Raw genomic sequence first — 25,816 nt, 5'->3', positions numbered from 1 at the left:
GCGGAGAGATGGAGCAGAGATGTTTCAATCCACGCCCCCGCGCAGGGGGCGACCGAAGTGATGAAGGGAATCGGGCGAAATCTGAAGGTTTCAATCCACGCCCCCGCGCAGGGGGCGACTGTATTCCTGTAACCTTTTAAAATCCAATTAATTTTTACTCTATTTTTGCGGACGACACTTTCTCACCCATAAAATTGTCCGCCTTTGATTCTACTGCCTCTAAATACATTAGTAACTTCAATATGTTATCCTCATTGCGAATCCCCCGGCAAAAGCGGGTGACCTTCAGGTTCGCAGACTTCTATCAGACAATTAAAGGTCCCTGCTGATCGAAAGCCTTCTTAGCGCCTATATGCTCAACTCGTCTTTTCCAGTTTGACCCGAGAAAATAGAACCGCAGACTATCATTCTCAGGGTCAATTTCATCAATCAGCCTTTGGCGAAGAAATGCCCATTGAGCCGGATCTACAATGCACTCAAAGACCGAAAACTGAACCCTTTGTCCATAATCCTCGCAGGCCTTTGCTACCCGATGCAAACGCCTTGATCCACCGGGTTTCGAGGTAGCCACATCATAAGTCACCAGCACAAACATAGCTCACTTCTCCTCATTTCCAGATAAACGGCGGGTATCCATCCATGTCTCCCCGCAGATAACGGGCAAATAGCATCGCCTGAATGTGAAACAACAACCCAATCGTTATCTTCTCTTCGATAAAAGGATGCATAATCTCCTCCTGCTTACGGTTCTGATATGAAACCAGAACTTCTTTCCGTGTTTCATCGGACATTGTTACGGCGCCGGTATCTGCTTTTTTGAATCCTTTTTTCTGTACCTGTTTCAGGTTAATCAATGAAAGGGTTAACCTGTCGGCAATAAACGGCCTCAATTCCTCCATCATATCCAGTGCCAGACCTGACCTTCCGGGACGATCACGGTGAAGAAAACCCACTGCCGGATCCAATCCCACAGTTTCAAGTGCCGAACGGACATCGTGCATTACCATAGTATAGAGGAAGGAAAGCAGACAATTCACATTATCGAGCGGTGGCCTGCGATTCCTTTCTTCGAACACGAAAGCTTCCTTCTGAGCGGTAATGAGGTGATTGAAGACACTGAAGTAGATGTGCGCCATATCGCCTTCCATACCCCGCAGTACATCAAGATTTGCTTCTGACTTGATGCGGGTTAACGTATTGCTCAATCGCTTTGATGCCCGGCTTATCGCCTCCGTATCAATCTTATCGGAATGATCTCTGAGCGCTCTCTGTAATACTGTGCGACAGTTGGCAAGCTTTCCCGTTAGTAAAGCTCTTGTGATCTCCGCCGATGCTTTTGGGTCATCGGCTCGCCGGTACTGTTCCCTGCGCAATAAAACATTCCCGGATACCGGACCTTGCACCCTTGCCAGGAATCTCCCATACTCTGACAAAAAGCTGATACCCACACCGTTTTCAGCACAAAATCCCATAAGAAACGGGCTGCATGAAACATTGCCAAAGCAGACAATCCCGCCTATCGTATGGACAGGAATGCGTAGTTTAACTTCCTTTTCGACCTTGACAGCTACTGTTTCCCCATCTTTCGAGAGATACGCCCCCTGTGTGGTCACAAAGAGCGTATTAAGATGTCTTTTCATTTTCCCTTACCATGGCGCTTAAATAACGCTTTACGGAACCCTTTTTACCGATAGTCTTTGGCAGGCAAAGCTGGAAAAGGGAACAGTTATCACATTTCGCCTTATAAACCGGCCTGGGGGTTTCACCCGATGCAATCAGCTCGTGAACCCGTCTTGCAGTTTCCTCGGTTTCCCGCCTTAATTTTTCGTCAAAAACGACCTCATGGCGGCGGTGGGTTTTCCCATAATACAGAGCGCCGCACGTAACCTCAACCCCAAGCATCTCTTCCAGACATAAAGCCTGAGCGCACAGTTGCACCGCATCGCAGCTATCCGGTTTCGGTTTGCCCCGCTTATACTCAACGGGGAAAGGAAGCCACGTGCTATCTAGCTGTCGGTGAAACTCAATGACATCAGCTTTCCCGATCAGCCCCAGGCGAAGAGATCGTAACGACACGCCATATTCGATCCGGACGTCGCCTCTGGATTCCCGGTTTTCCTCATGCACCCGCTCGTGTATGATCCGGCCTTCGGCGGTAAAAAGGTTCTCATTCCAGATTTGCTCTATAAAAATAAGAGCACATCGGCGAGGGCAGTAAACATATTGGCTCAGAGCTGAAATAGGTATCAATTCCCGCTCTACATTCGTAATGAAACCATTTTCAGACATTCGTTTAAACCTTGGTTAAGCCACCATTACTATCATCCCACGACCACAATTCGATGCCAGTGGGAATTTTCCCCTTATTTACTGTCACCTTATAATGGGTAAATTTGCGAGGCGCTGTTTCATTGTCTATATGCATTGCATCTTCATCCTTGCAGATTTGTATCACTTTACCAAGGTCAAGCAGTGCCTGGGCCGGAGCGCAACCGAGCATTGCCTGTCTTTTTCGCTGTTCTTCATTTGTATCCGTGCCGACATGTTTGAATACATAGAGGCCGCGACATGCCATGAAGCCCTTGCTTGCAGATCGATCATGGTCATACATGTTGGCCAGCGCTTCCCATAAAAGGTTAAGATCGCTGTCTGAAAAGCCTGTCCCGTTTTCATCATCGGAAAGATGTGCGCTGATGAATCCTTTGGCAACATAAAGGCCGTAAGGTATAAGGTTCTTACGGCCCATGGTGCGTAGCTTGTCCTCTGGTTGTTCTTCTTCCCATTTCAAATAATCTGCGGATGACTTTGCGCCTTTAACATCCTCAGCGACAGCCATGCGAGTGATGGAAATGTCCAATGGAAGAACGGGATCGATGGATCGCGCAAAAGAAAACTGCACCGGGCCTCGAACTTGTCCGGCGTTTGGGCCAGTGCTCATAACCGCGCCGAAAGTGCGCACATCGTAAAAAGTTTTGCACATCCATTTTCGTGCTTCCCTGACCTTGCTTTTTGACGCTCCCTTTTCCGGTATGCCACCAGTTTCTTCATGTGCCTTTACAATAAGGCGATTCAGGTTTGTCGCATGTTCCACAAAAATTGCGTTAAGTTCGGCGTTGCCACAAGCCTCTTGGACGTAATTTCGCACCCTGCGTTTTAAAGCCACATCCGAGACAAGTCCCCGCATGTCTTCCGGGTCGATGCGAGGCGCGTTTCCGGCGTCGGGGTCGCCGTTCGGGTTGCCGTTTTCACAGTCGAAAAGATAAAGAAATTCATAGCGGTTTTGAATGCTCATTTTGTTCCCTCCTTATTGTTGTCATTATCTGCAATGTTTTCCGATTTTTCGCCTTTACCAGCGTTCAATGCAGCAAGTTGTTGATAATAACCAAGCGCAAAGAGACTTTGTTCCTCAAGTGTCAAAGTCCGCGGCATATCATTCTTGATTTTTCCCATCACATCTGCAATGAGATTTTCGTACCACCACGCAAGTCCACCTTCGAGCTTTCCAAGGTGATTCTTGGCGTTTGTAGCAAGTCTTCCGAGTATCAGCCCTGGCGTCTGGCTTGCCGCGGCATAATAACGTTGCACTACGCCTGCCCCCACATCACCTAGTGCTGCGCGCTGTAAACGAGCAAACACAGCAAGCAATCTCCCACAATGGTATGCCGGGTGCGGATGTTCCTTATTCAGATAAGTCCCCATATTTTGATCTCCTTTTCTTTTCAAATAGGCTCTTATTATTGAAAATCTGACCTCAAGCGGCGGGCGGGCGGCTACAAAATCCGCTCTTATACGCATAAGCGCCCGGCTCATGGCTGAAGCTGGGATCATGCCGTTAGTCAAGGCAGCGCGCAACAGCCCGGATATCAGAGACGGCGGCACGTCATTAATATTACGCAGTATATTTCCGTCTTTCGACAGAAACTCTATGGCATTGGCGACCGAAAAAAATTTTGGGAAAGGAACAAGTCGATCTCCTTCACGAGAGACAATAGCAAGGTCAGAAAACCATTTTTCAATGTTGGCGACAAGAATTTCAAATAAACCTTCCATGATTTCACGCACCATTACTCTACCTGCAGCACCGGATAATACAAGGGCTATGTAACGGTTCCCGGCAAGATCAGGCCGTAGTCCTTCCTTAATCGCCCTCAGTAATTGGCTTGCCTTGAGTTCTGCAACAGCGCTTGTCTGCTCCGGCGGCTCCGTCAGCCACGGAAACGGATCATCCTCATCAGGAATTGAGTCAAGAAACCAGTAGGTGATCATGGCACCACCAAATTTTATGCCTTTGTCACGGATCAGGCCGCTTAAAGTTTCGGTATAAGCTGTTGCGGCATCTTCGGAAATGGCAGCGTTTGCCGACTGTTCAAGCCCGTAAGATTGAGAAGCGTCTTTGTCAAAGCCGATCAGAACATCGCCCATTCCAAGACCACCGACCCCCGCTAATCCCTTGATTTTGGGGTGTGTCATAAGCGGTTCAACAAGTTCTCCACTGGCAAAACAGCGCATTTTCGAGGTTGTTGGCTTTGGCGTTTGAAGCGTCTGTCGAAATTTTCGCCACCAATTTTTCCAGTCATCGCGTTCAAGCGGATTGATGCCGTTGACCATGATTGTGGCTGTTTCGGTGGACTTTGCCTTTTGGCGTTTCAGATCAGCCTGAATCGCAATAAGCGTTTCCTCGTCTTTCAACATCTCTGCCCCTGCTTTCAGATACGGCGCATCCAGTGACGCTGATTCCAACAAACTACAAAAATACTTATGCTTGGCGTGGTTCTTTTCCTGTTCTTTCTGTTCAGTGTCGTCTTTCCAATAAAGTGCTAAAGTAGATAATCCTTCCACAAGAAAATGTGAGCGACTCCCACCCCCGCCAACAAGTTCAGAAAATCTAAGATTAGGGCAATGTGAATATTCTTGCCCCTTGCCTTCGGAAAGAGGAATGACACCTGTAAAGCGTCCATCCGCTGCACAAGTAATCGCCCATTTTACGATCTTGCGAGCAAAGCCAGGTTCGGTACTGCCTGCCACCTTCAAAAGTGCATCAAGCATGAGTCACCTCCTCCACCTTTTTGACTGCCGGTTCGTCATATTGCGGCACATTCAGAACGCCCCTAATCATGCGTGCATGGAAGATGCTTATACGGGGGTGAGCAAACTCATCGTTAGCCTGCCTAAGATCAAATACGTCGTAGAGCATCCAGCCCAAATCCATATCAAGAGGGAAGGCGGTTTTTTTCTCATCATCAGTTTCGATATGTTGAAAAAACGCAGGAAACTCCCGACAGCCAAAGAATGGCTGATAAAAACATTTGCCGTGGCTTGCGCGGCGCACAAACTGATCGTCATGTGTTGCCGTATTACTCACGCCATTACGAAACTTCATATGTGCATACAACCGGTAGTGTACATCTTTGAGTGCCATCGTCTGACGCTGTGTCCGGCCCTTCTGGTCAGTGCCGAGCAGATCGCGGTCTCCGTCAGCCCATAACGGTTCGATTTGACGTTTCCCTTCTTTCCAGGCAATAATTGTACTTTCTGGTGGAGCTTTGTCCTTTACTTCATTCCGCCTAAGCGCAATATACCGCGGCGGTTTCAGGATTTCGACCTTCTCAATCTGCCAGTAAAAGCCGTACGACCTTTTCCAGTAGATGGCATCGAATATCCCGCGTGCAGCAGACGGCGTAATGACCGGATAGCTAAACCGCTCCACCTTCATCTCCGGTCTTGTAAAACAGGCAAAATCCCCCCAGACCTCCAAGCAGTGTGTTTTACCTCGCATAACAAACCTCCTTATCTTATCCGATCCATATGTTAAGCGCGCCGGAAGGCACAAGCCCCAACTCAGAGTGATAGTGTTCCTTCACGGCATAAATAAACCAGTCGCCTTCGCCTCGTACCTTCCGTCCCCCGGTCTTCACAGGGATGAGTGCGTCCCATACCGCATCATCAGGCTTGGGCCGATATAGGCTGACGGCCAGCAAACGAGCGTCCTTTATCCATGCTGCCGTTAGACCTGTTTTATCCGCTTCATCGTTCAGGCGTTCAAATTCAGTCATCATAGATGCGTATGGCACAAGCACATTAATGGCATCTTGTTTAATCAAGCGGTACTGTCGTGCTACATCGGGGAAGCTGCCGGCCTTAACAAATTCCATAAGCTCTTTTGTCCCTTTTGACATCTCAGGCTTCGAAATATCATAGAGTCTTCCATAGTAATCTTTAATGAAACCTGGATCATCGAGACTCATATTGTCCGCGCCAACTTCTCTAAACAGCATTTTCGTGATGTGTGCGGCCTGCTCGTATCCACCGCCGGGTGGGTAAGCTTCGTCCTCCGGCATGAAGACATACAGTAAACCTTGATCTTCGAGCCTTCCTTCACGGTTGCAACGACCCGCCGCCTGGATTACCGAATCAAGCGGGGCATATGCACGATAAACCACAGGGAAATCAACGTCCACCCCAGCCTCTACGCACTGCGTTGCTACAAGACAGACAGGCTGCTTCTCATTCAATTTGTTGCGTACGGAATCCAAAATATCCCTTCTGTGTGCCGGACACATATTCGTGGAAAGATGAAATGTTCCTTCGCCAAGACATTCCCAAAGACTTCGGGCATGGCCTTTGAGATTTACAATGCACAAGGCCTGTTTGTTTTTGCGTAGCCGTTCAGTAAGTTCATCCCAGCCGATGCCGTGGTCGGGACTGTCCCATGTAACTTTAGTTCGACGCAGCCGCTTGAAAAGCGAGGCCGGTTGAGAAACTATTTCAGATGGTCGCCAACCCCTGTTGCAATGCGTTTTGACGGCATTATCCAGATGTTCAAATGCAGGCTGCGTAGCAGTGGCAAAGACGATACTTGAACCGTAACCATTTGCGAGATGAGATAATGCGGCCAGCGTCGGCACGGCGAACCCGGCTGGTAAGGTCTGAACCTCGTCAAAAAGAATTACCGAGCGCGCAAGCTGATGCAGTTTCCGGCAAGCCGATGACCGATTTGAAAACAGTGATTCAAGCATCTGCACGCTTGTGGTCACAATGATCGGGGCATCCCAGTTTTCAGAGAGAAGCCTTCTTTGCCGTTCAGAGGTTGTTTTTTCACCGTTTTCGCCCTCGTTATCGGATATGTTCTTATCCGGCTCGGCACCGAATCCTGCAAGTGAATGGTGCTCAAGCACATAGTTTTCACCAAAGTGCGGCGCTAATATATTGCGGTAAATGGCAGCGGTCTGTTCGATGATAGAGAGATAAGGAATCACCATCACTACCCGTCGCAGTCCCTTTTCGAGAGCATGCTTTAGAGCGAATGCTAGCATTGCAAACGTCTTGCCGCTTCCTGTAGGTGCTGTGATAGTAAATAAGCTGGTTCTGGAGTCGGTAGCTCTCAGGCAATCCGCAAGCAATGCAGTGCGAACTTCGACTACATCGGCTGAAGCCGTCGTTTTTTGCCGAACTTGTTCGATATAGGTAAGGAGAATCTCAAGCGTTTGCTCTGTCTTTAGCGCAGGGCCTGATTCCCGATAACGTTTCCCTTTTTCGTCGCCGTTGAAATGAGCCTCGGTATCGAGAAAGTCTGCATCTACAAGTGCAGAAAACAACATGCGGATGTCGAGCATACGATCTATGTTACTTTCAATGCTGAAATCGAATTTAGCCATATCCTGCTGTTTTGGTGCTATGCCGTCTGCCTCTATGCGTGACTTCAAAACCGAGGGATCGTTTTCGCTCAATTTGAGTTGTAGCGGATGGTTTAAGGAGAGCTTTTGGGGAGCAAGAGCCTTAAGATGATCTTTGTTCAAATACTGCAAACCGATGTGATGTCCTTCGATGGCAAGTGCGGCAGCAATAGCCTGATATTCTTTGCTTATGGCTGCCCATGCGCCGGCAGACCAATGATCTATACCTTCAGCTTTGCCTTGTAATCTTAGCTGAAACAGATCGCCATACTTGCCAAGATCATGTAATTGTCCTGCAAGGGCAGCTTCTTCAGTCCAACTTAATCCCTGGGTAAAACAGCGAACGAGCTTTCCGACTGATTCTAAATGGTCTACCAGCAGGTGTTTCTGATTAACCTTGTTTTTGCTATGAGCATAGTATTTCTGTGTCATAGTCTAACCCTCTAAAGGTTATCCATAGCTCCCCTTGCTTTACAAGAACGAAAAGTATCTTACACCCCCCACTGACAACAGTCTCTACAGTTCAAAGTTAGCATTCCCTCTAAAATCCAGGCTTACAAGCTTCCTGTAGTGGATAGAAAACGTAGTAATAAGGGTATAGGGATATGGAGAGCCCAGTTCAATTGTTTCATTCCAGGTTATCTCTCTCATTTTTGTTTCCTCTTTATTTACGGTAGTGTAAAGATATTTGCCATGAGGACTACAGGGAAAGATAGTGTGGATTAATCTATGTATTTTAAAATCTAACAGTTTATTCCTGAATTTTCAATTAAAATATAAAACCCTGTTTGTAAAATGCCCTGAGATTGGCATAATTGTCAATAAAACTCTATTTTGCAAGGGAATTCTTATTTGTAGTTTGCAGTTTTTTTTGGTACAGTGTTCAAGCAGTTATAATACTTGGAGAATGGAGATTTGAAATTTTGAAAAAGATAAAGAAGTTGCCAGATATAGGTATATATAGAGCCATAACAATCATTATGTTTATTCTGTTTTTGACTTCCGTTTCTAATGTTGCCGGTCAGGGTAACGTAGTAATGGTAGACAAGTTTTCAGGGCAAAAGGATGAAAACGGAGTGCCTTTGGGATGGGAATTAGAGAAAAAGGAAGGCAATGTAGATATCAGAATCGAACATGTAGGGGATAATTTCTATCTTCATTTTGTCAGCCGAAGGTCATCCTTTGGGGTTAAAAAAAAGGTCGCATTCAGGATAGAGGATTTCCCTATCTTAAACTGGGCATGGAAGGCAGGTAAGCTCCCGAAAGGTGGAGACGTCAGGGGAAAGAGCACCGACGATCAGGCAGCTCAGGTTTATATAGCGTTCCCAAAATTTCCAGCCACGCTAAATACCCGAATAATTGGTTATATATGGGACAATGAGTGCTCCAAGGGGAGTACAGTTACCAGTCAATGGTGGTCTAAGTTAAAGTGTATTGTGCTGCGGGATAAAACGGATAAACTGAATCAATGGTTTAAAGAACGGCGTAATGTATATGAGGATTATAAAAGGCTTTTTGGGGAAGATCCTCCTAAGGTAGGGGGAATATCCCTGTATATCAACTCCCAGCATACGAAGAGCTCTGCTGAAAGCTACTTTGATGACGTCTATTTTACAAAAAAGTAGGCTACGATTTTCCTATGTTAAACCTCTATATCTTTCCAATAGCCTCTGTAGTCGACAGAGAGAACATTTAGCCCTTCTTTTTTATCTACGCTTACCTTGCCATTTTCTATAATCTCCTCAATCCGCCCCGGTTCGTCCAGCCTTTTATGGAAGTCTGTCTTTTGGTTCCAGAGGGGGTAACCCTTGAATACAACATTCCATAAAGCGCCAGGAATGCATTCAGAATTAATCTTTTCTTCTTTTTGTATTCTGCTGTTTATATTAACTAAGAGATGGAAGAGATTGGGATTTACCCTGGTATCTTCGGTGAGATGCATCTTTTTGCCTGTTCCACCATAAGTAAGAGGGATGAGTACCCCCAGCCCATATTTGAACTGAACCTGATCGATTTTGTTGAGATGGCTATCCTTAAAGCCATTCCAATCTGTTGAAAGACCTTCTCTTTCTGCATACTTTCTAAAACCGTCATTTATCATACCTGCATAAAACTCAAAGGTCAAATGAGGTTTTTTCCCAATCTTGGAGAATGCCATCATATAGCCCATCAAACGCCAATCCAGATGTTTCCTGGACTTCTCCCTCAATCCCTTTATTATCTCGCTGAGGTCACCACTTTTTGCAAATATCTGCCCCATCTCCTGCCTTATTACAAAGTAGTTATCTATCATATTCGGAGAGATATCGTCTGTGTGGTAACCCCAGACATCTATCATTGTAAAAAGGGTCAGAGCATCTACAAAGAGTTTTATAGACGGTTTATCCTTAAGTATGGTCTGAAACTCCTTGTCCTTTAGAAGTGGTTCAAAGCACATATAAGAAGATTCACCAGTGTACAGGGTTCCTATCAGCAGATGATACTGGATCACCTTTTGTATTAAAATTGCTTCTTCTGATAGCCCCTTATCGTTTAAGAGATGGAATTCAGAGATCATCTCAGCACTCTTTTCATTGTGCCTTCTCTTATCCTCAAGTCTTCCAATATCATGTAACCACAAAATTACAGGCATCATAAGGGGTGAAGAGGAAGATATAGAGTGTGCCAGGTCGTAAACCTCTCTGATGTCGGTTCTATCCAATCCACTCTCGGGGAAATCCCCCGAACAAATTCTGTTATAAGCGGCTTGAGTCTGAAATGTGTGAATTAAAGTCCTCATGAATTCCTGATAATCTTCCTCAAGTCCTTTACGGAATATTTCCTCAAGAGGAGGAAATAAACGAATTAAATCATTGAACTCTGAAGTAGTATTAATACGCTCTCTATTATAGTTTAACCAGTCAAAAGAGATACCTTTTGAAAAGCTGAGGAGTTTATTTTCAAACTCTTTCTTTAATACAAAAAGCTCCTCTGTTTTTTTATTAAAGTTCATACCTCCTCCGATCATCTGTTTTCCCCTTCGGGAAATGGGAGAAAAATCCTTGAACCTTCAAGCTTTAATCCTCCTCTTCTGGTCCGCCTGAGGCGGATTGTACATTAGTATCCTTATAAATGTATCTTTCAAACAATCTGTGATATCCTGTCCATTTGGAGCTATTGTCCTTTTCCTTTTCAATGAATTCTTGAAAACCCCTGACCTTTGAATCCATATCATCGAGGTAGTACAGAATTATGGCCTCTTGCGTTTTTGGTCTTTTAGGGGAACCAAACTCATAATAACCATGATGACTCAGAATGAGGTGTTTTAGGAGCATGGCTAAATCATTTGGAAAATCTGTAATCTCTACGATCTTATCCTCAATCATCTCAACCCCGATGGTAATATGCCCCAAGAGCCTTCCTTCATCAGTATAATCAAAGGATCCTTCATAGGAAAGTTCATAAATCTTACCGATGTCGTGCAGTATCCCCCCTGTTAAGAGAAGGTCAGCATTTATCCCCTTATAATGTTTTGCTACATCTAAAATAAGCTTTCCAACTGTAAGCGTGTGTTCCAGCAGTCCCCCTATGTAGACATGGTGTAATCCTTTAGCTGCCGGAGCAATCTTAAAAAGTCTTGTAAATCCCTCATCTTCAAAGAAAAGGTCCAATAGCTCTCTCAAGTATATGTTCTTTACTTCTTTGGATATCTCAGTTAACTCTCCGAACATCGTCTCGATATTCCTATCTGTCCTCGGTAAGAAGTCATCGATAAATATCTCTTCTCTAGGACATTTCTCTAAATCAAAGATTACCAGCTGGAGATCGTTTTGATACCTGTTTACCCTTGATTTTACCCTGATAAAATCATCTTTTTCAAATAGGGTAGAGAGATGTTTTGCATTTTCCCAAACCCTTGCCTCTATTTCTCCTGTTTTATCTCCAAGCTTCAGGTTAAGATACGGCTTTCCATTTTTCGATGTCCCCAGGTTTTTCCCTTTCACCAGGAATATGCTGTTGATCTTATCGTTTTCCACTATATTTTCAATAAATATCTTGTTCATTTATATTTCCTCATGGATGGAAAAAGAGATACCTCCAGTCAACTACTATCGGCTAAAGCCGATAGCTTGAGGCACAAAGGCACAGAGTGACAAGGGCACAAAGTCATGTTATCCTCTGCTTTGTGCCTATGTGCCTTTATCTGTTTGCGCCTGAATGGTTATGCCATTTTTACACAATGGATTTTGAAAGTCAAGGGAGGAAGAGTGGAGAAATAAGAGAAAAAGCCTGATGGTAAAAATGCCCCTATGAAGGGGCATTTTTACCATGGAAAGGCAGTAACATCTCTCAGGGTTTCATCCAATCGGTAATAGGAACCAGCCTGTTTTTAGCTGCATCGGGTTTAAATATCTTTAAATATTCAGTTGCCTTATGAAGCTTCGGTGAATAGGAGATCAGACCTGTTACACCACCGGAATCCAGATTCTTTATAGACTCTAGAGAGGTTATGAAAGACTCTGTATCCAGGTTTTTCCCTGCCTTTTTCAAGCCTTCTGTTATAATCATGGCAGTGACCCAGCCCTGCATGTAGTATCTGTTGCGTGGTTTTATATTTGGATAGTATTTCAGGGTTGTATTTCTTACTGTTTTCATTCCGGGGATATCGTCATGCCAGGAACTGAAACTCTGAACCCCAAGGTATGATTCCGAAGCCTTTCCTCCCAATTGAACTATGTCGTCATCACACGTATAGTAATTACCGAAAAAAGTTGTCTCTAAACTAAGTTTTCTCGCATCCCTCAGCATGGCAACCGCTGAATTGAGATCTTCCACAAGTATCACGAAATCTGGCTTGGTCCTCTTTAGACTCATGGCTTGAGTAGAGGCATCAAATGCCCCCAGGGCAAGAACCTCTGTACTTGCCAGCTTAAGACCATATTTTTCAGCGGTACTGGTAGCCGCTCGAAACCCTGTTTTCCCATATTCACTATCAGGGGAGACATAAGATATTTTAGGCTGTTTAACTCCCAAGACTTCTTTTATGTACTTGAACATAAGTGTGATCTGGTCCTCATAGGTTGCGGATGGTATGAAGATGTATCTCCTGTAAGGGATTACCATATCCTCTGCGAGACTTACAGTAAAGGTAGGTATTTTCTCTTTTTCAATATTGCGATACAATGCCTTTGTCTGTCCTGTACCCGATGGGATAAAGACAAACACCTTTTCTTTATAGAGGAGTCTCTTGAAATTTGCCACACATAGAGGGATGCTGTAGCGATCATCCTCAACCACTACTTCAACCTTTCTTCCGTTAATCCCTCCCTTATCATTGATGTGTCTGAAGAAGTTTCTGTACCCTTCCGTCATTTGTCCGAGAATGCTGACTACAGGTCCTGTCATGTCAGTGGAAACGCCTATTTTAATTGCATCATTGGTTATCCCTCTCACTTCCTTTGCATGGACAGGAAGGTCAAATAACATTACAATACTTACAATCAATACTACGAGCGTTAAAACTTTCTTCATAAACTTTATCCCCCTAACTTCTTTTTATTTAGATATTGTCTGATTTCGATATAAACACTATGAGAATTTTGCATTACTCTTAGATGGCTTATGGTGCTATAAAAAAAGAAAACAACTAATATGTAAACGGCCACGACTTATAGTATATTTTGGTTTTGATCCAGCGTCCATATATGCCAGTGGGTTCAAAGATAAGAAAAAGGATTATTGCCAGTCCGAATGCCATTACCTTTACCTCAAAGAACCTGTCTACCAGAACAGGGTAAGAGGTACCAAATACGTCTGCTGCTATTCTTATTCCTTCAGGTAGCATAGTTACAAACATTGCCCCAAAAACAGAACCCAGGATTGACCCCATACCTCCTATGATGATCATGGCAAGGTAGTCTATGGATAGGGTAATGGGAAAATGTTCCGGACTGATATCCGTTATATAATAAGCATATAAACCACCTGCCAGCCCAGCATAGAATGAACTGACAAAGAACGATGTTACCTTATACCGTGCCAGATTTACCCCCATTACCTCAGCCGATATGTCCCTGTCCCTTATGGCTACCCAGGCTCGGCCTACCTTGGTTCTGATAAGATTTCTAGCAAATAGCAGAGCAAGGGCTGTTATGGGTATGATCAGGAAGTAAAATGCCCTATCGTTATCGATTGCATGACCAAAAATCTTTGGCGTTGGGACACCCATACCTGTAGAACCTCTTGTCAGACTTTCCCATTTTATTATTACATACTGAACAATAAAACTGAATGCAATGGTGGTCATTACCAGGTAAAGTCCCTTGAGTCGGAGTGATGGTCCCCCAACTATCAGTCCAGAGATTGCCGTAATCAGAGCCGCAGTCGGTAGTGCAAGCCAAAAAGGAAAGCCTGCATCAGCGGTAAGGATGGCAGTGGAGTATGCCCCGATGGCAATAAATGCCCCATGTCCCAGAGATATTTGACCGGTAAACCCTGTTAATATATTAATGCCCAGCGCACCAATGGTAGCTATTGCTGCCAGGTTTACAACATAAGTTAAATATGGACCTGCCCAGAATGGGAAGAAAATCATAAAGACAATAAATCCTGCCATCCACAACTTTATCCAGACGGTTTGAAATATTGCCATATCTGCCTTATAGCTTGTTTTGAAATCTCCACTCGTCATCTATGAGGTACTCCTTTCTTTTCGTGAATCGTGATTGGTGATTTTTCGTTTTCAACTCTTAGCTTTTTGTTTCTATACACGTTCTATCTCTTCTGTACCGAAAAGACCGTAGGGTCTTATCATCATAATCAGGAGGAGAATTATAAAAGCAGCTACCTCTTTAACACCTCCACCGAATAGGTGATCCAGGTATCCTCCAGCCAGGTTCTCCAGAACCCCTATTATTACTCCTCCAATCATTGCACCTGCGATACTGTCCAATCCTCCCATAACAGCAGCAGGTAAAGCCTTCAATCCTATAAAATAGAGATTTAGATTTAAAAGATTTATATTTGCCAGAAAGATACCGGCTATTGAAGATACCACCGTTGCTATCAACCATGATACAGCCACTACCTTCTTCACACTTATACCCATCAAGAAGGCTATATCCTGATCATCTGCCGTTGCCCTCATGCCGATACCCATTGTAGTGAATTTAAAGAAGGACAAGAATAATATCATAACTATAATAGCCATTATCATTGCCCATAGATGTACATGGGAGACTGCTATGGTACCGAGCATAAGCGGTTCTTCTGAAAAAGGACCTGGAAATACATAGTTTAAAGGTCCCCATATCATTCCTATTATACTTCTAAACACTGTGCCCAAGCCGATTGTTATCATTACTATAGCAAGTATAGGTTCACCTATCATAGGTCTTAATATGATGCGTTCCAGCAAGATACCCAGGATAGCCGAGAAGACGAGGGTAATCAGGAATGCTGGGATATAAGGGATCTTGTAGGTAGTGATAAGGGTAAAACAGAAATATGCCCCAAGCATCATTAACTCACCTATTGCCAGATTGAGTACATCTGTGGCTTTGTAAATGAGGACGAATCCTAAGGCGATTAAGGAATAAACACTTCCTACTGTAATCCCACTTACTACTAATTGAGCCAAAAAATGTAACTGATCACTAAACATCTCTCCTCCTTATGTTTCTTTTCTTTTTAATTATATTTAGTTACACATCATACCCTGTCTCGTGAATTCCCTCAATAATGTCCCTATACATTTCACGAATCGCTGCCCTTCGTACTTTCTGGGTAGCCGTCATTTCATCCTCATCATGATCCAGCTCTTTGGTGAGCAACGTAAACTTTTTGATCTGCCTGTCGTGTGCAAGGGTCTTGTTCACCTTCCTTATCTCCTCTGCAATCAGTCCATATACTTCGGGTCTCATGGAGAGGCTTTTGAATGTAGTATAGGGTATCTTTTGATTCATTGCCCATTTACCCACATACGGGTAGTCTATCTGAATAAGAACAGCCAGATGCTCCTTGCCTTCGCCAACTACTATTGCTTCCATTATAAGTGGACTGAACTTCAGTTTATTCTCTATCTCATCAGGGGCTATCATTTTACCATCGGAAGAGATAAATATATCCTGCCTCCTGCCCAGAACATGGAGATAGCCTTCGTCATCCATATAAACCAGGTCGTTGGTCCTCATCCAGCCATCTCCTTTAGCCTCCTCGGTTGCCTTGGGGTTTTTATAATAACCCTTGAACATAGCTGGAGTTTTGCATATAAATTCCCCTTCCTCGGTTATCCTGTATTCAATACCAGGTAACACCTTACCCGCCGTTCCAATCTTAAATCCCCTTCCCTGATGGGTAGTGGCGATACCGATCTCAGTCATTCCGTATAGTTCTCTCAGCTTGATACCGATGGAATAAAAGAATCTGTTCATCTCCGGAGCAACGGCGGCACCTCCAGTATACATTATTCGGGTTCTCAAAAACCCCAGATGATCCTGAAGCGCCCTGAAACATAGTAGATATGCAAGGAAATTCAAAATCCTCCAGTAAAAAGGTATTTTTTCTCCTTTTTCATCAAAGGCGCATATCCTATGACCGATGGGCATTGCAATCTTATAACACAACCTTTTTATCCAGGTTGCATCCTGCATCTTTATCTGTATGGCAGAGGAGAGTTTTTCATATATCCGGGGAACTGCTAAGAAAAAGGTGGGTGATATTTCCCTGATATTCTGCTCTACTGTTGAGGTATCCTCGGCGAAGTTTACTGTACATCCTATATGAACAGGTATGATTACAGACATAATCCTTTCTATGGCATGATTCAAGGGAAGAAAGGAAAGGACAGTATCGCTTCCATATACTGGATTTGCCTGGGTTAACCCTGATATCAGATGTTTAATGGTTCTATGTGTGTACATCACTCCTTTGGGTTTTCCGGTTGTGCCCGAGGTATAGAGCATCATATTGACATCATCAGTCTCGATTTCATCCATGCGTTTTTGTAACAAGGAAGGATCTTTTCTGTCCAGCTCTTTGCCCATATCTACTAAATCATAAAAGTTGATGATAAAAGGATCATTATAGTTCCGAAGCCCTTTCGGGTCCATCACAATGCATTTCAAAAGATGAGGTTGTCGATCCCTAAATTCCAGGACTTTATCTGTCTGTTCCTGGTCCTCTGCAACGATGAACTTGGCCTGGCAGTTGTCTACAATATATCTGACGCCTTCAGCATAGTCGACCGAATAAATTCCTACTGTAACACCTCCAACTGACTGTATAGCTATATCAGCATAAACCCATTCTTTACAGCTCTCGCCAATAACACATACATTGTCTCCTTTTTCAAGACCAAGGCTTACTAGTCCTAGGGCAAAGTTTCTGACATTTTCTCCATATTCTTTCCATGTTATCTCCTGCCAGATACCAAATTCCTTTTCCCTTAGTGCAACCCTTTTATCTCCGTACTTTTTTACCTGCTCAAAAAACTTATGAGGAAAGGTATCCTTTATCATAGAAGTTCCTCCTTTTAATATTCTTCAACCCGTCTGCCGACTACTAAATCTTCTGAGCCCAGATAGGCTTTAATTACCTCGGGATCTTGCTGTATCTCACTGGCAGTGCCTTCAGCTATCTTCTCTCCGAAATCTATAGCAGCCACCCTGTGGGAAATATCCATTACTACACCCATGTCATGTTCAACAATGACACAGGTTATTCCCAGTTCTTCATTTATATCCAGGATAAACCTTGCAATGTCTTCGGTCTCTTCCAGATTCATCCCTGAGACTGGCTCATCCAGCAGGATAATCTTAGGGTCCATTGCCAGTGCCCTTGCCAGTTCTACCCGTTTCTGGGTTCCAAAGGGCAGGTTTCTGACCACCTGCTTTCTAACTGCTTCCATTTCAAGGAAATCTATTATCCATTCTGCCCTTTTTCTATGTTCGATTTCCAGATGCTGTGCCTTTCCCAAATAAATCCCCCCTGCTATGACACCGCAATTCATGATATGGTGCCTGCCCAGCATAAGATTATCAAGGACAGTCATGTTTTTAAAGAGTTCCACATTCTGAAATGTCCTGGCAATCCCTAACCCCGCGACATTGTGGGGTTTGAGTTTCAGGATATTATGGCCTTCAAAGGTAATCTCTCCCCTTTGGGGCGTATAAACCCTGCTTATGCAATTGAAGATCGTTGTCTTCCCTGCACCATTAGGGCCTATAATAGAGAATATTTCCCCCTTTTTAATCCCGAAGCTCACATTATCCAGTGCCACTATCCCCCCAAACCTCATAGACAAGTCTCTTATCTCTAACTGATATTCATTTGACTGCTGATGCATAACCAACTCCTTTTTAACCTGTAATGTCCTTTTCTAAAACTTAATTTCCATTAACTCAACCACCTTTTCCTTCTCTTATAATGCTTTACCTCCTTGTAGCTCTTCTTTTGAGCATCCTCAGTCAGACCCAGGTAAAATGTCTTTACGTCTTCATTTTCTATTAATTTCTCGCTTTTGTCATCCATTACAATCTTGCCATTTTCCATAATGTACCCATAACTTGCGTGAAGAAGGGCGACATTTGCATTCTGCTCCACAAGGAGTATACCCGTCCCCTCTTCCTGGTTAATACGCATAATAACGTTAAATATCTCTTTAACAACCAGTGGAGCCAACCCGAGAGATGGTTCATCCAGCATCATAAGTTTAGGCTTTGACATCATGCCCCTGCCAATAGCTAACATCTGCTGTTCCCCTCCACTGAGATAACCAGCCAGTTGGTTTTTTCTCTCTTTCAGGAGTGGGAATAAGTCCATCACGAAATCATAGTCTCTGGTTACTCTATTTTTGTCTTTACGGGTAAAGGCGCCTACTCTAATGTTCTCATCAACCGTAAGATCATCGAATACCCTTCTACCCTCAGGAACCTGGCATACTCCCATTCTCACCACTTCTTCAGGACTTTTTTCATTTAATCTTACCCCGTTGAATTCTATAGACCCATCCTCTATTTCTCCATCCTGAGATTTTAATATCCCCGATATTGCTTTAAGGGTAGTACTTTTACCGGCACCGTTAGACCCTAAGAGGGCAATGATAGCCTTGTCCGGGACTTCAAAAGAAATGCCCCTTACAGCTGCGATGACATCATTGTACACAACCTCAACATTGTTTAAGGTCAACATAAGATTTTAATTCCTCCTTCTATCTATTTATAAAATCTTCTTTTCTCCCTTTAAAAGGAGACTATATAACCACATCTATTGAAATTTCGTCTGCCTGTAAAAAAACTTATAAAAGATAAAAGTATTGCAGTGCTTGTTAAAGCTAAAAAGGATAGTCTCTCAAAGCCCTCAAATCTATTAAGTTCAGAGCAGCTTCTTCAAAAATACTGGAGATAGGGTGATTGGGCAGTAGACAGGATGTTAAGTGTATAAAAACAAGATCAGCGCTCAGTTGAAGAGGTCTACCCCATCTTTTTAATTTTGACTAGGTAACAAGACAACAGCGCAACAGGATTATTTGGCTTTTAAAAAATAGAATTATTTAACTAGTATAAAACGTGTAACATGTCAAGAAGAATTTTAATCCCTAAAAAGAACCTTTTTTAAACCTTCCTTCTATCATCCACCAATGGGGCATCCTCAGGGATTATTCCTTTTTTAACCAATTCAAGCTGGGGGGTTACGCGAATGGCAACTTTTAAATCATTTACTAATCTTTCCGTTATGCCTTCTAAGTTAACTGCCTTTTTGTATTCAATCTTTATAGTAAGTTCATCGCGGAGCTTTGGCCTTTCTACAATTATTTGGTATTTACCCAATTCTGGATAATTATCGAGGACGTTGTCTATCTGTCTGGGAGAAATAAACATTCCCTTTATTCTTGGTATATCTCCCACACGACCCAATATTCGTTTGATCCTAGGTGTAGTTCTCCCACAGGAACATGGCTCCAGATTTAAACCTTCAGTAATATCCCCTGTCCTATAGCGGATAATAGGCATAGCCTTCCTGTTAAAATCGCATCCGCATATCTCCCCACTTTCTCCCCAAGCTACAGGCTGTCCTGTATGAGGGTCCAATATCTCCACAAGGACATCTGGATCAAGGTGCATACCACCGCTTTCTGAGCATTCAGCGGCAACTATCCCCAGGTCTGCTGTACCATACAGTTCCCGGACGTTTGCCCCAAATGCTTCTCCTAATGCCTTTTTGCCAGCCTCTGTCCTTACCTCACCAAAAACTTGGACTAGTCTGATAGAAAGGTCTTTATCCGGGGCAATCCCCATTTCAATTGCTGTATCTGCTAATTGCTGACAGAATGTAGGAAACCCAAAGATTAAAGAGCATTTGGTCAGTTTCATCACTTCTATGTGAGTCCTTGTCATGCCAACTCCACCAGGGAGTACTGCGCAACCAACCATCTTCATACCATCACCCAAGAGCATGCCAGCAATTACCCAATTATAATTGACCGTACAGTCTACTATGTCATCTTTGCGTGCACCCATAGTGAAGAGTGCCCGCGCTACGACCTCTATTACATAACCCCATTCTTTCCATGTAAATGGATAGATGATCGGTCCAGGAGCATAAAAGAGCTGGCTGAGTTCCTTTGGCTCGACTGCCAATAGCCCCCCAAAGGGCTGATTTCGAGCCTGAATTTCAATTAGTTGGGGCTTTGATATGAAAGGTATACCCTTTTGATAGTCTTCAAAGGACTTAATATCTTCTGGTTTCACTCCAGCCTCATTAAAACTCTTCTTGTAATAAGGAGAATTTTTATATGCGTATTTTAACTGTTTTTTTAATCTTCCTAATTGATGTTCTCTTAATCTTTCTTGAGGCATGGTTTCCAGTTCTTTGCTCCAGTATTCATACTCATTTGCCATCGAAATTCTCCTTCCGAATGCATGCTAATCAATTGAAATTAAAAGGCTATTAATAATTGCTGCGATTGTTCAAAGAATGACCTCTTTTCTTAAATCCATAACCTTCTTTGCATCATCAGGTATAGTACCCCTGGACACAAATTCAACCTTATTTACCCTAAGACGGCATATATTCTGGAAACTCTTCATAAAAGTGTCAGCTAATTTCTCCTTATCAACACCCTCGTCTGTAAGCTCAAATTTAGCGGTTATGAAGTCCCTCATTTCATGGTGACTGATCAATATCTGGAATTTTGAAACCCCAGATAACCTCGAAACTACATCCTCTGCCTCTAAAGGATGGATAAACATACCCCGTGTCTTTACCGCCTCTCCTACCCTTCCGACAACCTTTACAATACGGGTAGATGTCCTCCCGCAGGGACATGGTTCATCTGTACAATAGGCAAGATCGCCGCTTCCAAAACGAATCCTCGGCAAGACATCATTGAAAAGAGTGGTAACAATTATCTCGCCTACTTCACCACAAGGGAGCTGTTTCCCGGTCAACGGGTCAACTATCTCGACGATAAAGTCTTCCTCTATATGCATGCCAGACTTCTGGTCACATTCACATGCAGGCAACCCCACAGGCAGGAAAGCATAGAGCTCTCTGGTATCTATATTGTAATCCTTCTCCAGACTCTTTCTTACCGGAGAGGTTCCAAGGGCAAGTGCCTTTTTCAGGGCAAAATCACGTTTGAAATCGTACCCCATTTTCTCTGCCTCTTGTATTATATTCATAAGAAAAAGGGGAAATCCGACAAAGTAACTGGCCTCCAAATCATGAATGATCTGAACCTGTAAACTGGTGTTCCCTATCCCGGTTGGAACTACTGTTGCTCCCATAGCAGTTATGAGATCATCCAGTAACAGCCCGGCAGCAACAAGATGATAAGACAGAGCATTTATAACTATATCATCCTTTCTTATTCCTATCTTCCAGACGACCTTTAGTGCATGCTCGATATCCGTATCAGCAAGGGTTTCATATTGGGGGCCGGGATGGATAAAGATTCTCTTGAGTTCCCTGGGATGCACAGTCAAGAAACCACCAAAAGGAGGAGCTTCCCGTTGCATCTTTATAAACTGGTCTCTTGTCACTATAGGAATTTTCTCTAAGTCCTTGATACTCTTTATCTTAGAGGGATCAGCTCCGGCTTCATCAAATCTTTTCTTCATTGCCGGTGCATTCTTATAGGCATGTATAGCCACTTCTCTAAACTTATCTACAAGATACCTTTCTCTATCTTCAACTGGCATCCATTCCCTTTGATCACTAAATTCATTCACATTCTTTCCTCCTTGGTTGTATAAAGACCGAGATGGGAGACTTCTTTACCTCAAAGATACAGGCTAAAAAAGCGTTTTATCCAGTTTCAATTCTTATTGATTAATTGTTACTTGTACTATGAGGTTATCTGTGTTTATATTATATATACTTCCCAGTCAAGGAAAAAGTTGCAAGGGTTTCCTAAGTAAGTCTGATCTATAAGTTAACCAGTTACAACGAGGGAATAAGAATATTCATGTGCTTGGGAATATTGAGGTTGTTTAATTAAAAGTACATATAAAAAAACCAGGAAATAAACTGTGGAATTTGGGCGACATTTTTGTTTATTTTCAACCTTGACTTCCTTTTCCTAATAATATAAATAAGTGCTAGTTAAGTCAATAGATTATAAGGTATAAGAGGATTTTATGCCTTTTTTCCCCTTCTCTCATAAAAATGCGTGGAGTCTTAAGACCAAATTCTATCTTATCTCCGGTTTTTTGATCCTAATGGTTATCATTATGATGGCTTTTTCCATTTATAGAGAATACCGTTTGACAAAGGAGAACCTAGAACGGGGAAAGAAAGATCTGGTAGAAGTGTTTGCGGTTTCTATTTCTGATGCCGTAATGAATGAGAAACCAGAGATGGGGAAGAAGGGTGGGGGAGTGTTAGATAAACATATTGGACAGATGATTAACAAAAACTTAAACATAGGATATGTTGTTATTGCCGATGCCTCTGGCCAGATAATAAGAGACCGTTATAAGGAAGGTTTCGAGAGATACAGAGAGATTCCTCTGGGGCAAACTACTTTGCAAGATACTCTCCCCAATAAGACACTCATTCGAAGATATAAAGCTGACCAGGAAATGTTGGAAATTTCCACACCTCTTATCTATGGATATAAGAAAGTGGGTTATTTAAGAGTTGGATTTTATTTACAGAGTCTGCAAAGCAAGACGCTCAAGCGATATTTAGTTAAACCTTATAATGAGATGATTTTTTTATCGGCAGTGCTGATAGCTCTCACTTTTATTATCGTTTATGTCTTAACCCTAAAGATTATAAGACCTGTTCTAAAATTAACGGACGACCTGAGAGAGGTAAGCAGAGGGAATTTATCGATTCGGTCTTCTATCAGCCATAAGGATGAAATAGGGTTTCTGAGTCAGGCTTTTAACACCATGATGGATAACCTCAATCAGGCCAGAAGGGAACTTAGACGTACCCATGCTAACATGATTCAGACTGAGAAAATGGCAGCGATGGGGAAGCTGGCGGCGGGTTTAGCCCATGAAATCAATAATCCCTTAGGGGGTGTTCTAACCTGTCTTGAAACTCTCAGACAAAACTCGCAGGATGAGGAGTTAAGGGTCAAATATTTTAACCTGATCCAAACAGGTCTGGAACGAATACGGAGGACAGTTAAACAGCTCTTAAATTTTGGCAAGCAAAGGAATTTTCAGCCCGAACCAACTGATATTAATATGTTGATGAACCGGACGTTGGAGATGACCTCCCATCACTTCTCTTCAAATCGTATTACTGTCCTGAAAGAGTTTGATGAAGATATTCCAAAGATATTGGCAGATCCTCATCAGTTAATTCAGGTTTTTGTGAATCTTATATTGAATGCCATCCAAGCTATGCCAGAAGGGGGAGACCTTTGGATCGAGACTCGTCAGGAGGATAAAAATGTTAGTGTAATAATAAGGGATAGGGGGTGCGGGATCCCAAAGGAAAACCTGGATAGGATTTTCGATCCTTTTTTCAGTACAAAAGAACACGAACAGGGAACCGGGCTTGGTCTTTCTGTCAGTTACGCAATTATTCAGGACCATGCCGGAGAAATCGAGGTTGAAAGTAAAGAAGGCTTTGGAAGTCAATTCATGATACTTTTGCCTGTCAATCATCGGGAGGATAAGAAGACCCATAAATCGTTTTTAAAGGGGCTACAGCATGGAGAGAGGTAAGGTTTTGCTTATAGATGATGAACCTATCTTACTTGTGACAGTATCCGATGCTTTAGCCAAAGCCGGATACACGGTGGAGGTCTCTGAAAATGGCCGAAAAGGGCTTATGATGTTCCAAGAGGGTTCCTTTGATATGGTGCTGTTAGACATGGTCATGCCTGATATGTCCGGCATGGATATACTTAGAGACATTAAGAGCCTGTCTCCCCAGACGATTGTGGTTATGATTACAGCGCATGGCACAATTGAAAAGGCTGTGGAAGCAATGAAATTGGGTGCCCACGATTTTATTGCCAAGCCTTTCTCTCTCGATGAACTGATTTTGAAGCTCCAAAATATCAGTTCTTTTCAGTGCTTAAAAGAGGAGAATATCTATCTCCGCCAGCAACTGGAGAAGAAATACCACTTTGGCAACCTTGTAGGCAAATCCGATAAAATGCAGGAGATCTACGAACGTATTCAGATAGTATCGGAAACGGATGCCACTGTTCTGATTCAGGGTGAAAGTGGTACAGGGAAAGAGCTGGTTGCTAACGCTATTCATTATAATAGCCGTCGTAAAAATGGCCCTTTCATTAAAGTGAGCTGTGCTGCCCTATCGGAGACAATTCTCGAGTCAGAGCTCTTTGGTCATGAAAGGGGAGCATTTAGTGGTGCCGTACAAAGGAAACCTGGTCGATTTGAACTGGCAGATCAGGGGACACTTTTTCTAGATGAGATTGGCGACATATCACCTACCGTCCAGGTCAAACTCCTCCGTGTTCTCCAGGAGAGAGAATTTGAGAGGGTGGGTGGTTCCAAGACTATTCATGTGGATGTAAGGGTAATCAGTGCCACAAAATACGACATGGATGAAATAAAGACCAAACGTCTTAGGGAGGATTTGTACTATCGTTTAAACACAATTAGAATCCAGCTTCCGCTCTTACGTGAACGCAGAGAAGATATTCCCCTTCTGGCTAAATATTTCTTTAATGAGTTTAGAGGAAGGACTTCCAAAAGCATAGTTGGATTTACGGAAGGGGCATTGGACCTATTGGAACAATACGAATGGCCTGGCAATATCAGAGAGCTGAAAAATGTCGTGGAGAGGGCAGTGGCCTTTTGCCGCACAGAGAAGATCCAAATTGCGGATCTTCCCCAGGAAATACGAGAGATTCGCTTGAAAAAGAAGCTTATCCAGCACGAGATTGAAACCCTAGATGATGTATTAAAGGCTGTAGAAAAAGAATATCTCCAAAAAATCCTTCGAGTAACGCAGGGGCGGAAGGCTAAAGCTGCTGAGCTTCTGGGTATAAACCGCAAGACCCTGTGGGAAAAAATTAAAGAACACCAACTGTCTGACAAGTCTCCTTCATAGCTACCAAGACATCTTCTTTCTAAAGACGCTTCGTTACTTTTTCGTAACATGGTTTGGATTTGAAATAACTTCTTCAAAAGCAAAGGAAAATTCTATTTTTAAAGAAAACCACTCATTTAAAAATGTTACATTTTTTTCTCCTTTGGGCTATCCGTTTACGGGTTTACTATTTTCCAGAAGATAGCCTTACGTGAATATACTCAGCTTTTCAATAGTTCCTAACTATATTATTAAGGATATTTAATACTGCGATCTGATTCCAAATCATAGTCAGTGAATTTTTCATGGCATGTTTTTTGCTACTCTTTTTAGTTAGGAATATAATATTCTAGAGAGTAATGAGTATTGCCTCGATGGTTCGGATTCTTATAGATGAAGAAAAGTGTAATTGTTGTGGGTTATGCGTGGACGTTTGCCCCAATGAGATACTGATTAAAAGAAAGTATGGTTGTGCTCCCCTGATAACTGGGGGGGAATGCTTCGGATGTGAGAACTGTATAGTAGTATGTGAGACAGGGGCATTGAGCATTATTGGGGAGAGTGGTGAATTTTCAAGGGATGTAGAGCAGGAATATTGAAATTCCAAGGCTATGTTTGGGTAAAGGCAGGTATTCTGT

The 25,816-nt window shown here is 43.1% G+C and carries 22 protein-coding genes and 1 CRISPR repeat array (1 of these 23 only partly in view); of the genes, 4 read left to right on the top strand and 18 right to left on the bottom strand.

Annotated features, from left to right (window positions below):
- Positions 1–119: direct repeats of the CRISPR family, unit length 32 nt; unit sequence GTTTCAATCCACGCCCCCGCGCAGGGGGCGAC (it extends 243 nt beyond the left edge of the window).
- 185 nt (positions 120–304) lie between these two features.
- From cas2 to AB1401_06955, 8 genes are all read right to left on the bottom strand, one after another.
- Positions 305–595, bottom strand: a complete 291-nt coding sequence (cas2, locus tag AB1401_06990; protein MEW6615191.1) for a CRISPR-associated endonuclease Cas2 — start codon at positions 593–595, stop codon at positions 305–307.
- Positions 596–608: 13 nt separating this feature from the next.
- Positions 609–1,640, bottom strand: a complete 1,032-nt coding sequence (gene cas1c, locus AB1401_06985; GenBank protein MEW6615190.1) for a type I-C CRISPR-associated endonuclease Cas1c — start codon at positions 1,638–1,640, stop codon at positions 609–611.
- The gene (gene cas4, locus AB1401_06980; protein MEW6615189.1) at positions 1,624–2,289 is read right to left on the bottom strand and encodes a CRISPR-associated protein Cas4; all 666 of its coding nucleotides are present in this window, start codon (positions 2,287–2,289) and stop codon (positions 1,624–1,626) included. Before cas4 ends, cas1c begins: the two co-directional genes overlap by 17 nt.
- A 4-nt stretch (positions 2,290–2,293) precedes the next feature.
- Positions 2,294–3,292 carry a type I-C CRISPR-associated protein Cas7/Csd2 gene (gene cas7c, locus AB1401_06975; protein MEW6615188.1) on the bottom strand — a complete coding sequence of 333 codons (999 nt, stop codon included), beginning with the start codon at positions 3,290–3,292 and terminating at the stop codon, positions 2,294–2,296.
- Entirely contained in the window at positions 3,289–5,046 is a 1,758-nt protein-coding gene (cas8c, locus tag AB1401_06970) for a type I-C CRISPR-associated protein Cas8c/Csd1 (protein MEW6615187.1), read from the bottom strand. Before cas8c ends, cas7c begins: the two co-directional genes overlap by 4 nt.
- Positions 5,039–5,776, bottom strand: coding sequence for a type I-C CRISPR-associated protein Cas5c (cas5c, locus tag AB1401_06965; protein ID MEW6615186.1), 738 nt, complete (start codon positions 5,774–5,776; stop codon positions 5,039–5,041). The genes cas8c and cas5c overlap by 8 nt, the downstream gene beginning before the upstream one ends.
- 16 nt (positions 5,777–5,792) lie before the next feature.
- On the bottom strand, positions 5,793–8,105 hold the full coding sequence (cas3, locus tag AB1401_06960; GenBank protein MEW6615185.1) for a CRISPR-associated helicase Cas3': 2,313 nt from the start codon (positions 8,103–8,105) through the stop codon (positions 5,793–5,795).
- 84 nt (positions 8,106–8,189) lie between these two features.
- Positions 8,190–8,324: a hypothetical protein gene (locus AB1401_06955; protein MEW6615184.1), complete on the bottom strand. Its 135-nt coding sequence runs from the start codon at positions 8,322–8,324 to the stop codon at positions 8,190–8,192.
- Positions 8,325–8,596: 272 nt separating this feature from the next.
- Here AB1401_06955 and AB1401_06950 point away from each other — a divergent pair, with 272 nt between their 5' ends.
- On the top strand, positions 8,597–9,298 hold the full coding sequence (locus AB1401_06950) for a DUF3047 domain-containing protein (protein ID MEW6615183.1): 702 nt from the start codon (positions 8,597–8,599) through the stop codon (positions 9,296–9,298).
- 17 nt (positions 9,299–9,315) lie between these two features.
- Here the strand turns inward: AB1401_06950 and AB1401_06945 are convergent, their stop codons facing one another.
- The 10 genes from AB1401_06945 to AB1401_06900 form a co-directional block, all read right to left on the bottom strand.
- On the bottom strand, positions 9,316–10,665 hold the full coding sequence (locus AB1401_06945; protein ID MEW6615182.1) for a hypothetical protein: 1,350 nt from the start codon (positions 10,663–10,665) through the stop codon (positions 9,316–9,318).
- A 64-nt stretch (positions 10,666–10,729) separates the two neighbouring features.
- Complete coding sequence (locus AB1401_06940) at positions 10,730–11,716, bottom strand: HD domain-containing protein (protein ID MEW6615181.1); 987 nt, start codon at positions 11,714–11,716, stop codon at positions 10,730–10,732.
- Between the two features lie 286 nt (positions 11,717–12,002).
- Positions 12,003–13,184 carry an ABC transporter substrate-binding protein gene (locus AB1401_06935; GenBank protein ID MEW6615180.1) on the bottom strand — a complete coding sequence of 394 codons (1,182 nt, stop codon included), beginning with the start codon at positions 13,182–13,184 and terminating at the stop codon, positions 12,003–12,005.
- 115 nt (positions 13,185–13,299) lie between these two features.
- The gene (locus AB1401_06930) at positions 13,300–14,343 is read right to left on the bottom strand and encodes a branched-chain amino acid ABC transporter permease (protein MEW6615179.1); all 1,044 of its coding nucleotides are present in this window, start codon (positions 14,341–14,343) and stop codon (positions 13,300–13,302) included.
- A gap of 72 nt (positions 14,344–14,415) precedes the next feature.
- The gene (locus AB1401_06925; GenBank protein MEW6615178.1) at positions 14,416–15,315 is read right to left on the bottom strand and encodes a branched-chain amino acid ABC transporter permease; all 900 of its coding nucleotides are present in this window, start codon (positions 15,313–15,315) and stop codon (positions 14,416–14,418) included.
- A 40-nt stretch (positions 15,316–15,355) separates the two neighbouring features.
- On the bottom strand, positions 15,356–17,170 hold the full coding sequence (locus AB1401_06920; protein MEW6615177.1) for an AMP-binding protein: 1,815 nt from the start codon (positions 17,168–17,170) through the stop codon (positions 15,356–15,358).
- 14 nt (positions 17,171–17,184) lie between these two features.
- The gene (locus tag AB1401_06915) at positions 17,185–17,997 is read right to left on the bottom strand and encodes an ABC transporter ATP-binding protein (protein ID MEW6615176.1); all 813 of its coding nucleotides are present in this window, start codon (positions 17,995–17,997) and stop codon (positions 17,185–17,187) included.
- Between the two features lie 50 nt (positions 17,998–18,047).
- Positions 18,048–18,842 carry an ABC transporter ATP-binding protein gene (locus AB1401_06910; protein MEW6615175.1) on the bottom strand — a complete coding sequence of 265 codons (795 nt, stop codon included), beginning with the start codon at positions 18,840–18,842 and terminating at the stop codon, positions 18,048–18,050.
- 422 nt (positions 18,843–19,264) lie between these two features.
- The gene (locus tag AB1401_06905; protein MEW6615174.1) at positions 19,265–20,551 is read right to left on the bottom strand and encodes an AMP-binding protein; all 1,287 of its coding nucleotides are present in this window, start codon (positions 20,549–20,551) and stop codon (positions 19,265–19,267) included.
- 69 nt (positions 20,552–20,620) lie between these two features.
- The gene (locus AB1401_06900; protein ID MEW6615173.1) at positions 20,621–21,883 is read right to left on the bottom strand and encodes a hypothetical protein; all 1,263 of its coding nucleotides are present in this window, start codon (positions 21,881–21,883) and stop codon (positions 20,621–20,623) included.
- Between the two features lie 408 nt (positions 21,884–22,291).
- Here AB1401_06900 and AB1401_06895 point away from each other — a divergent pair, with 408 nt between their 5' ends.
- The 3 genes from AB1401_06895 to AB1401_06885 all read left to right on the top strand — a co-directional run bounded on the left by AB1401_06895 (position 22,292) and on the right by AB1401_06885 (position 25,777).
- A complete protein-coding gene (locus AB1401_06895) occupies positions 22,292–23,839 on the top strand; it encodes an ATP-binding protein (protein MEW6615172.1) in 1,548 nt (515 codons plus the stop codon).
- Positions 23,826–25,199 carry a sigma-54 dependent transcriptional regulator gene (locus tag AB1401_06890; GenBank protein MEW6615171.1) on the top strand — a complete coding sequence of 458 codons (1,374 nt, stop codon included), beginning with the start codon at positions 23,826–23,828 and terminating at the stop codon, positions 25,197–25,199. Before AB1401_06895 ends, AB1401_06890 begins: the two co-directional genes overlap by 14 nt.
- A gap of 353 nt (positions 25,200–25,552) precedes the next feature.
- Complete coding sequence (locus tag AB1401_06885) at positions 25,553–25,777, top strand: 4Fe-4S binding protein (GenBank protein MEW6615170.1); 225 nt, start codon at positions 25,553–25,555, stop codon at positions 25,775–25,777.
- Positions 25,778–25,816: the final 39 nt, after the last annotated feature.

This window comes from Thermodesulfobacteriota bacterium, assembly GCA_040757775.1.
GTDB lineage: Bacteria > Desulfobacterota > UBA8473 > UBA8473 > UBA8473 > UBA8473.
The sequence above is the reverse complement of the archived record's forward strand: the minus strand, read 5'-3'. Positions and strand labels throughout refer to the sequence as shown.